The following is a 9,276-nucleotide window of genomic DNA, read 5'->3' as shown; positions in this document are numbered from 1 at the left end:
GGGTGGGGTGGTTGGTCGGCGTCGTCGAGGAGAAGGAGCAGATCGCGGAGTTCGTCGGCGGCCATCTGGGCGGGGAGGACGCGTAGGCCGAGGGGGTCGAGTCGCCACAGAGGTTCCCCGCCGGGTTCTGCCGGTCCGTCGAAGATGAGCCGCCAGGCGGCGGCATTCTCGTCGGGGTCCGGACTGGCCGGGTGGTGGGTGACGACGGCGAGTCCCTCGCCGCCGCCGCCGGCGAGGTCGATCAGGTCGGCGTGGGCGTGGGGGTCGTGGTCTGTGGGGTGTGGGAGGACGACGAGGGCCGCGGTCGGTTCCCAGTTCTCCACGGGGACGGCCGCGCGGGCGGCGAAGGTGGAGGTGTGGCCGGTGGCGGCGAGTTCGTCGTGGAGGGCCTGCAGGTCGGGGATGATCCGGTCGAGGAGGGTGGGGAGGTCGTCGGCGATGTCGATCCGGTCGTCGTCGAGGAAGCCGAGGGGGTCGAAGCCGACGGCCTCGATGCGGGGTGTTGCGGCGAAGGGGGACAGGGCGAGGGTGGCGAGCAGGGCGCGGGCCAGCGCGCGGAGGCCTTCGGTGCCGGTGCCGCCCGGGTCGAGGGTGAGGATCCCGAGGGCTTCCAGGTCGGCGTAGAGCTCGGCGCCGTCGGGTTCGGTGCCGAGTTGGACGAGAAGCGGGCAGGGCGGCGGGAGGTCGGGAAGCGGAGGTAGCGGGGCGGTGGGAGGCAGATCCGGCCGTCGACCTGCGCGTGCCAGGGTGCCGGCGGGTCGGGACGGGGCTGGCGGAGGTAGACGTCGATGGTGCCGTCCGGGCGGACGAGGACGACCAGGGGTTCGGGACCTTCGGTGGGACCCGCGGGCCCGTGCACGGTGGGGATGTGCTGGGCGGCGAGTGCGCGGAGGGCGGCGTCGAGGCGGGACAGCCCGTCGGGGTCGGCGGTGGCGAGGACCGCGGTGTGCAGGGCGATGGTGCGCGGGTGGGGCGGGGGCGCCGCGCCGCGCCGGTCGAGGCTTTGGTCGCGCCGTCGGCGCCGCGAGGTGACGGTGGACGCGACGGCCGCGGTGAGAAGGCCGGCGGCACCGACCCAGACGGGGAGGAGGTTCGGCGCGGTGGTGTGGTCGTCGTGCCGGGTCGCCGCGGGTGCGCTCGGGGACGGCCGGGTGGGGCCGGGTGCCAGCGACGTCGCTCTTACGATCCCCGGTGGGCTGGGCGCGTTCGGGTCCGACGTCGACGGCCCGTCGCCCGGGGGCGCCGCGGATCCGGCGCTGGGCGGCGCGGCACTGGACGTCGGCGCGCCGTTGCTACCGGCGAGCACGGGTAGTCGGAGGATCATGCCGGGGTTAAGGAGGTTCGGGTCGTGGAGGCGTCGTCCGGCGGGATCCGTCGCGCCCTGGTTGGCGTGGAAGATCTGCCCGACCAGGTGCGGAAGGTCGTGCTTCGGGACGTCGGGGTAGGCGTTGTGGGCGATGTCCCAGAGCGTCTCGCCGGGACGAACCGTGTGGGTCGTCTCGGTCGGTGGGGTGCCTCGTGCCGGTTTCGCTGTGCCGGTGGTGGCGTTCGGGGTCGCGGATGCTGTGGTAGGTGCGGGGGCGAGGGGGATCCGTAGCAGGGTTCCGTCGCCGATCACCACGAAGTCGGGTGGGAGGGTGGTGCCGTCGGGTTGGCGCAGGCCGACGCTGGCGTCGCGGACCTCCTTCCACCGGTCCAGGTTGCCGAGGAACTGCGCGGCGACGGATCGCAGGGTGTCATAGGGGCCGCAGCGGTAGATGTCCCCGAAGAGCCGTCTCGGTTCCGGTAGCCCATGCCCGATCGGCCCCGGCCCGGGGCTGGCCTGGACGGGGCCGGCCAGGACGTCTGCAGCCGGGGCGGGGGCGGTGCCACCGAGGACGGTTGTGACGTCGGCGGATGCGCTCGCCGTGGCCGCCGGGTGCCCGGACGGGCCGGTCGTGGTCGGGGTGGCGGCGAGGGCGGCCCGGGAGGAGAGCAGGCTGACGGCGAGGGAGGCCAGCGCCACCCATCGCGCCGTGGCGCGCCGGACCACGTTCGGCGCGGGAAGGCGCCATCCGGCGCGTTCCGGCACGGTCGGCGCGTTGGACACGCCGCCAGGGCGGGCCGTGCCGTGTGGACCGCGTCGGCTCCGGGCGGTCTGGGTGAGGGCTTCCCCGATGATGCACAGGGTGAGGTAGGCCCAGGTCAGCCAGGCCAGCACGGCGAGGGTGTCGGGGACGACGTCGGGGTGGAGGTAGCCCCGGGTGGCCAGCGTCGCCCACCGGGCGGGTTCCCAGGTGGTGGGCAGCGGGTTTCCCCGCCAGGCGGCCAGGAACACCGGCACGGCGGTGAGGAAGACCAGCAGGCCGAGAAGCGCGGCCAGGCCGCGCAGCGCCTGCCCGGCCGACGGGCGGGCCACACCGGCGGTCGCCCCCGTCCGTGAGCGTCGGCGTGCCGGCGTCCGGCCGGGTGGGGGGCCGAGTCGGCATTGATGATCTCGATGGTCGGCATGGCGGCGGGTGGGGGTGAGCTGGGGCATGGCGGTTCTCCCGTGGGTTACGGGCCGCGGAGGGCGACGGCGGACCGGGTCTGGGTGACCGTGGCGCCGGTCCGGCCGGACAGGGCGAGCAGGACATAGGTGATGCGCGTCTGAACGATGACCGTCACCGCGTCACCAGCGACGGTGATCGTGCCGTCGATGTGGTGACGGTCGAGGTAGGCGCGGGCGGCCGCGTCGGCCGCGGCCGGATCGAGGGTGGGACTGCCCGCACGCAGGCTGGCCGGGGCGATCTGTTGGGCGCCGGCGCGGGCGGCCTTGCCGGCGAGGTCGGAGGCGTCGGCGTTGGCATACAGGACCCGGCCGGTGTCGGCGATCAGTCCGGCGAGCAGGACCGCGCCGGCGAACAGCACCGCCAGCAGGAGGCTGACCGACCCCTGGTCACCGTGTTGGGCGGAGCGGGTGATGGTCACGGGCGGTCCCGCAGGCCGCCGCGGAACCGGTCGATGACCTCGTCGCGGCTCGCCGTGACGGTGCGGGACGGGCCGAGGACGAGGTGGACGCGGCATCCGGCGGTGACTGTGACGACCCCGCCGGCGCCGAACCCGGTCACGTCGGTGGAGACGGTCTCGCTGCCCGCCGCGCAGGAGCTGGCGGTGAGCGCACGGCGCGCGACCATGTCGGCCTGCTGCTCGGCGTCGGCGGGGGTCGCGGCGAGCGAGGCGGCCCGGGCGCCTTCCCGGGCGGCGTGCCGGACACCGCTTCGGGCCTGCTGAGCCTGGAAGGCCACCGCGAGGATCGCCACGGCCATCAGGAAGATCAGCCATCCGGCGGCGAACTCGACCGAGTAGGCCCCCCGGTCGCGGTCCTGTTCCGACGCCCCCTCCCGACCCGCGCGAGCTCCATCCCGATCTGCGCGAGCTCCGACCCGATCCGCGAGCGGCATGCCCGCACCGCCCGCGCCAAGCCACCGGCACCGCCATCGCCACTGCCACCGCCACCGCCACCGCCACCGCCACCAGCCGCTCATGACGTCCGACCGGCGCCGGCGGGCACCGGTCCGCCGACGGCCAGCGGCGCGGTCCTCGTCGATGCGGCGCGCTCTGGTGCCACCGGCTGTGGGACGAACCGCAGCCGTGGCCCGGAGGCGGAGCGGGCAACCGTCGTGCCCAGGACCGAGGTGACGGTCACCGTCACGGTTACCAGATCCGGCGTGACCGCCACATCCGTCGTCACGCTGGTGACCGACCGGCTGGATCGGGCGAGCCGGTCCGCGACCGCTGTGGCGTCCTCGACGGTCCCATCGGGGCTCTGCATGATCTCCAAGGCGCGCTGCGCGGAGGCGCCGGCCGCCTGAACAGCCAGCCATCGCAGACCCAACCCGAGGACGATCACGAGGAGGGTCATGACCCCGCCCATCACCACGGCCAGTTCGACCGGGCTGCTTCCGGCATTGCGGACGGCTCGTCGACGGAGGGCTCGTCGGCGGGCGGGGTGGCCGCCCGCCGCGGGACGGGCCGCGGCTACTACTGGCAGGTGGTGGGATCGGCGCTGGTGCATACATGCTCCGCGACCTCGGTCGCCTTCGCCCGCAGAATCACGATCACCAGCGCCGCGATCAGGACCAGACCCACCGCGATGACCGCCGTCGGCAGCGCATCACCCCGGTCACGCCCATCTTCAGCGGCCCGCTGGTGAAGATTCGTCCACCACAGGTGGGCCAAGGCCAGCAGTACCCCGAGTCAGCGCATCGCCGCCACCGTCCTCTCTCTTCGTCGGTCTCTTCGTCGGCTGGATTCCGTGGGTTCATGTCGCTCGTCGATCCGGCGTGCCTGGCGGCGGTGGGCGGGACGCGACCGGAACCCGGTCCGATCAGGAGCGGACCGAGCCGGGGCTGCGTGATCCGGGGCTGCGTGACCCGGGCTGGGTGTCATGGGGTGGCTTCGACGCCGGTGAGGATCACCAGCAGGGGGATGGTGAGGAAGGCGACGAAGGCCAGGGCGACCATGACCGCCGGCAGCTCCATCGCGGCGTCCGCGACGGAGGCCGCGAGCCGGGCCTGCGCGGCCTCCGCGGCGCGCAGGTGGGTACTCTTGCTCTGCAACGCGAGGACCGGGGACGCGCCGCGCAGCGCCGAGCTGACCGTCAGGCGCAGCTCGGCGAACTCCGCCACCGGCACTCGCACGGCAAGGCGGTTCAGCCCGGCGTCCGGCGGGACATGGCGGGCGCGGGCCCACTGCAGGGCGGCGCGGATCTCGGTGAAGGCCCATCCCCGGCCGGCATCGGCCGCGGTCTGCAGCGCGGTATGCAGCGACAGCCCACCGACCAGCAGGATCCGCACCAGATCGAGATAGGCGGCCACGGCCAGCCTCGTCTCCTGCCGGCGGGCACTCGCCCGGCGGTGCAGCGGCCGATCCGCCCACACGAACCCGAACGGCACCGCGGCGACACAGCCGAGCGGCAGGGTCGTCGCGGGCAGCACGATCCCGCTCGCCCACCCCACCGCGGCCAGCCCCACCGCGGCGCTCACCACGACCAGCAGGCGGATCATCCTGGTCGCGGTGTGCGCGGCCGGGTCGAGGCCAAGCACGGCAAGGTCCTCGGCGAGGAGCAGTCGCCGCGCCCACGCCGGGCCGACGGTCTGCTCGAGCCGGCGGTGGACCTGCCCGGCCCAGCGGCCACCGGTCGCACCCCAGGCCGGCTGCTGGTCGGGTGCGGGGGTCGGGCGCAGGCTCCGCCCAAGGAGGAACAGCCCGGCGCCAACGATCGCACCGCAAAGAGCCGGTACCGCCGCGTCGGACAGCGGGCCGGTCATGTCGCGTCGCCGAAGAAGTCCGGGACCACGGCGGGCCGGGCCAGCCGGACCAGGGTCCGCACCGCCAGACCCACAACGCCGGCGATCATGATGAGGACCATCTGGCCCCAAGCGGTGCGGTAGGGAGCGAGCATCGCCGGCCATACCGCCAGGACACCGACGACGGACACGGCGAACAGGCCGAGCAGCAGCACCATCGACCGGCGGTAGCGGGCCCGGACGGCATGCAGATCCCGCAGCACCGCGACCCGGTGGCGGGTCGACTCGACCTGCTCGGCCATCAGCCGCGCCAGGTCCCCGGCGCCCCGCCGGTAGGTCAGCGACAGCACGGCGACGATCGACCCGACAAGCGGATGGTTCACCTCCGCCCGGAAGCCGGCCAGCGCCGCCGGCAACGGCTCCCGATCGAGGCGGACCCGTAACCGGCCCAACGGCCCGGCGAGCGCGGGCGGGGGCAGCTGACACGACGCCACCACCGCAGCCTTCAGCGGCTGCCCGGCGTCGAGTTCCTGGCGCACCGTCTCGCACCAGGTCGCGACCGCCTCACCGAGCTCGTTCAGCTCGTCGACGCTTGGACCCCGCCGGACGTCGTGCGCCAGCCACGCGGCGCCACCACCCAGCACCCCGAGCACCGGCACACCGACCACGACGCCGAGGATCAGACCGGCGAGCACGCCGCCCGCCACCGGCAACACGAACTCCGCACCCCACCCGGCCATCCCGGCGTCGGACGGCCGGCCCTCCCGGGGCCCGCCCGGCAGCCGGCGGCCCCAGCCAACAGGGCGGCTCCGGCCGGCGGGGACGTCCCGATCCTGCAGCAAGGCGACGAGCAGCAGCCAGCATCCCAGGCCGACCAACGCACCGGACAGCGCCCCGATGAGGAGGCGGGTCTGCGCGTTCACCAGGCCGCCCTCGCCCGGCGCCGGGTGAGGACCGCCGGGCCGACCCCGGCGGAACCCAGTTTGGCGGCGAGCTGGTCGGAGAAGTCCAGGTCCGTGCGTACCGCCCGCTCGATCCTCGCGTCCCAGCGCCACAGCTCCGCCGAGGTCACCCGGCCCTCCCGGTACTCCCCGATCTCATGCACGCTCGTGACCACCCGCCGGCGTCCAGGTTCGCGACATGCACGATCAGATCGACGGTGGACGCGATGGTCTCCAACACCGCCGCCTCCGGCACCCGCCCCGGGTCGAACGCCGCATACGTGCGTAGCCGGGCGACGACGTCGGCGGCGCTCGGTGCGTGGATCGTCGTCGCCACCCCTTGGGCGATGCCCTGCCCGAGCGCCAGCAGCAGCGGCAGGACGCCGCCGTCGGGGCGCAGTTCCCCGAGCAGGACCCGGTGCGGGGTCTGACGGCGCAGGTTCTCCGCGAGATACCGCGCCATCGAATACTCGCCGCGGCCGTCGACGTTGCGCTCGCGGGCCTCGAACTCCACCAGGTTGCGGAACCGCTCCGGGGCCAGGAACAGCTCCTGCTCATCCTCCACCGTCACCATCCGGTCGAGGATCGGATCGTCGGGTGTGGCGTTGACCCACGCCCGCAGCAGCGTCGTCTTCCCCGCTCCCGTCCCACCCGAGATGATCAGCCCGAACGGTTGACGCAACGCCGCCGTCCCCGCGAGCAGGGCGGTGATGTCCGATCCGAACATCCCCGCGTCGGCGAGTCCGTCCAGGGTGTCCAGGCCGGGCCGAAACAACCGGCAGTCGATGTGGGTCAGGCGAGTCACCCGGGACACCGCGTGCACCCGAACCCCGTTCGGCAGCCGGAACCGCACCGACGGGTTGCTCTCGTCGAACCGGCGGCCGACCGACGCCGCATGCTCGGCCACCCACTCAAACGCCTGGGCGTCGCTACCGAACGGAGACCGTCCCTCGATCCGATGCCCGCTGCCGCGCTCGGTCAGCACCAGGTTGACCGCGCCGTTGACCTCCACATCGGAAAACCGGTCCGCCAGCAGGAACGGGCCGAGCGAACCCAGCGGCGACTGGGCCTGGCGGACCAGCAGCCGCACCTCGTTCTCCCCGGCCGCGTCCAGCGGCGGCGCGTCGGCCGCGCCGCGCCGGATGTCGGCCAGTTCCCGGGCGAGGAGCTCCTCGGCGAGCGCGGCGCGTTCCGTCGGGGTGAACCGCCGGCCGCTGCGGCGCGCCGCCGCCACCTGACGCTGCACCGCCGTGTTGATCGTGCTCGCTACATCCTCGGCGACATCGGACCCGCCATCGGACCCGCCGTCGGACCCGGAGGTGCTCGGCTGCAGGCTCATCCGCCACCTCCCTGCCCAGGGCCGTCCCCGCTACCACCGGCCGGGCCGCCGTCAGCCGGCCCGGGCGAAGACCCACCGCCGACACCGAAGAGGCGGACGCCATGCTCGGACGTCGCCGCCAGCCTCTCGGGCAGGGCGAGGTAGACGACCGTGTCCCCGGACCGGCCCGTCGCCGCCTGCGGGTGGACCTCGGCGATCCGTACGTTACGGGCCAGCACCACGGCCCGGCCGGTCGTCGTGTCGAACCCCAGGACCCCCACGGCATCACCGGTCCGGACCGACGCCGAGGGCAGACCGTCCGGGCCGACCGTCACCCCGATCGAGACCTGCCCGGCGGGTGCCGTCACCGAGCCGACCATCTCCGGGCTGAGCAGGGTGCCCGCCGGTAGGTCCAGGAGCACCGGCTGCCCCACCAGCGCGCGGCGCGCCGTGGCCGGCGTGGCCAGCCGCACCGACCCGCCCCGTGCATCCACACCTACGACCGCCAGATCCGCCGGTGCCACCACCGTGCCGCGGGCCAGCGGACGGGCGAGCGCCACCACCTCGACCCGGCGTGCATCGTCCGAGGACAACCACAGCGCGCCGGCCGCGCCGAGGACCATGAGCAGCAGCGCCACGGCCGCGCCGCCCCACCGGCGGCGCGCCACGCCGCTCTGCGGACCGGGGTCGAGGTCGTCCGCGATCCAGTCGTGATCGGTGGGTCTCGCCGGCCGGGTCATCGCCCCGCCCTCTCAACCGCCTCGATCTCCCGCACCTCGACCGGCACCTCCGCCCGGGTCGTGATACCGGGAAGCGTGCCGTGTTCGCCGTCGCTCGCACTCCAGGCCACGGTCCAGTCGATGGCCAGCACCCCGGGCCAGAACCGGCCGCCCGGCGCGGCCGTGGAGGCGTCCCGATAGGTGTATGAGCAGGCCGGGAGACGCGCCGGCTCCGGTGTGCCGGGGACGAACACCGGGCCCGGCCCGACACAGGACACCGGCGGCGAGCCATCGCCCGGGGCGAACCGCAACACCGTCGGGGCCGCGGTCACGGTCACCGACGCCCCCGGGATCTGCGCCGACGCGGACACCGCCGACCACTGCCCCGGCACCGCGAACCACACCGGCACCCGCACCACCGCCGCCCCCGCCACGTCGGGGGAGAACCGGCCACGCGGAGCCGGCAGCCGGCGCCGCACCTCCCGCGCCGCCGACGCCACCGCGCCGGAGACATTCGGAACCCGTAGCCACGCCCACCCGACGATCCGGCCGTCGCAGATCCGCGCGTACATCCGGGACCGGCCACCGTCCGCCTCGACCCGTTCGACGTCGACCAGGCCGATGGACTCCGGTCGCGGCTTCACCAGCTGCTCGGCGGCCGCATAGCCCACCAGCCAGCGGCACGCGGCCGCGGCTGTAGCCGCCGGCGATCCGGCCGCGGCGCGACCAGCGCCCGTCGACTCCACCGAACCGACAAGAGCCCTGTCGGCCCTATCGACATCGGCGAAACCGCTCACAGCGCCCTGCCCATTCGTCCAGCCTGGCGTTGCCGCGCGGGCCACGGCAGCAGAAAGAATCAGCGGACACAGAACGGCACCAGCCGTCACGAACGTTTTGACGGGGGACATCCGTCCCTCCCCTTCCAGGAGTCCGTGGTGGTCACCCGGTCGATCTGCCACGTTTCATGTTTCACCCAGGTGAAAAGGGTTCTCTCGCTGAGAGGAATGTCGTCGACGACGATCTCCGAC

The 9,276-nt window shown here is 74.2% G+C and carries 11 protein-coding genes; all 11 read right to left on the bottom strand.

Annotation, left to right across the window (positions count from 1 at the left end; translation table 11 throughout):
• The coding region (locus AC08OX_RS10985) for a hypothetical protein (RefSeq protein ID WP_476607717.1) at nt 1-323 on the bottom strand (323 nt) is incomplete at its 3' end.
• Nucleotides 242-2,398 (bottom strand): LysM peptidoglycan-binding domain-containing protein, encoded by a 2,157-nt coding sequence (locus AC08OX_RS10980; RefSeq protein WP_476607716.1) that lies wholly within the window; start codon nt 2,396-2,398, stop codon nt 242-244. The genes AC08OX_RS10985 and AC08OX_RS10980, both read right to left, overlap by 82 nt.
• A gap of 137 nt (nt 2,399-2,535) precedes the next feature.
• On the bottom strand, nt 2,536-2,949 hold the full coding sequence (locus AC08OX_RS10975; protein WP_011437711.1) for a pilus assembly protein TadG-related protein: 414 nt from the start codon (nt 2,947-2,949) through the stop codon (nt 2,536-2,538).
• Complete coding sequence (locus tag AC08OX_RS10970; RefSeq protein WP_476607715.1) at nt 2,946-3,422, bottom strand: TadE/TadG family type IV pilus assembly protein; 477 nt, start codon at nt 3,420-3,422, stop codon at nt 2,946-2,948. Before AC08OX_RS10970 ends, AC08OX_RS10975 begins: the two co-directional genes overlap by 4 nt.
• An 80-nt stretch (nt 3,423-3,502) precedes the next feature.
• The gene (locus AC08OX_RS10965) at nt 3,503-3,883 is read right to left on the bottom strand and encodes a hypothetical protein (protein WP_131728938.1); all 381 of its coding nucleotides are present in this window, start codon (nt 3,881-3,883) and stop codon (nt 3,503-3,505) included.
• A 523-nt stretch (nt 3,884-4,406) separates the two neighbouring features.
• Nucleotides 4,407-5,291, bottom strand: a complete 885-nt coding sequence (locus AC08OX_RS10960) for a type II secretion system F family protein (RefSeq protein WP_476607714.1) — start codon at nt 5,289-5,291, stop codon at nt 4,407-4,409.
• Entirely contained in the window at nt 5,288-6,193 is a 906-nt protein-coding gene (locus AC08OX_RS10955) for a type II secretion system F family protein (RefSeq protein WP_476607713.1), read from the bottom strand. The genes AC08OX_RS10960 and AC08OX_RS10955 overlap by 4 nt, the downstream gene beginning before the upstream one ends.
• Nucleotides 6,190-6,375 (bottom strand): hypothetical protein, encoded by a 186-nt coding sequence (locus AC08OX_RS10950; RefSeq protein ID WP_476607712.1) that lies wholly within the window; start codon nt 6,373-6,375, stop codon nt 6,190-6,192. Before AC08OX_RS10950 ends, AC08OX_RS10955 begins: the two co-directional genes overlap by 4 nt.
• Nucleotides 6,339-7,550: an ATPase, T2SS/T4P/T4SS family gene (locus AC08OX_RS10945; RefSeq protein WP_476607711.1), complete on the bottom strand. Its 1,212-nt coding sequence runs from the start codon at nt 7,548-7,550 to the stop codon at nt 6,339-6,341. The genes AC08OX_RS10950 and AC08OX_RS10945 overlap by 37 nt, the downstream gene beginning before the upstream one ends.
• Nucleotides 7,547-8,269, bottom strand: a complete 723-nt coding sequence (locus AC08OX_RS10940) for an SAF domain-containing protein (protein WP_476607710.1) — start codon at nt 8,267-8,269, stop codon at nt 7,547-7,549. Before AC08OX_RS10940 ends, AC08OX_RS10945 begins: the two co-directional genes overlap by 4 nt.
• Nucleotides 8,266-8,994, bottom strand: a complete 729-nt coding sequence (locus tag AC08OX_RS10935) for a hypothetical protein (RefSeq protein WP_476607709.1) — start codon at nt 8,992-8,994, stop codon at nt 8,266-8,268. The genes AC08OX_RS10940 and AC08OX_RS10935 overlap by 4 nt, the downstream gene beginning before the upstream one ends.
• Nucleotides 8,995-9,276 lie beyond the last annotated feature (282 nt).

It is taken from the genome of Frankia sp. CoBUL1 (assembly GCF_978021245.1).
This window is presented reverse-complemented; position numbering and strand designations above follow the sequence as displayed.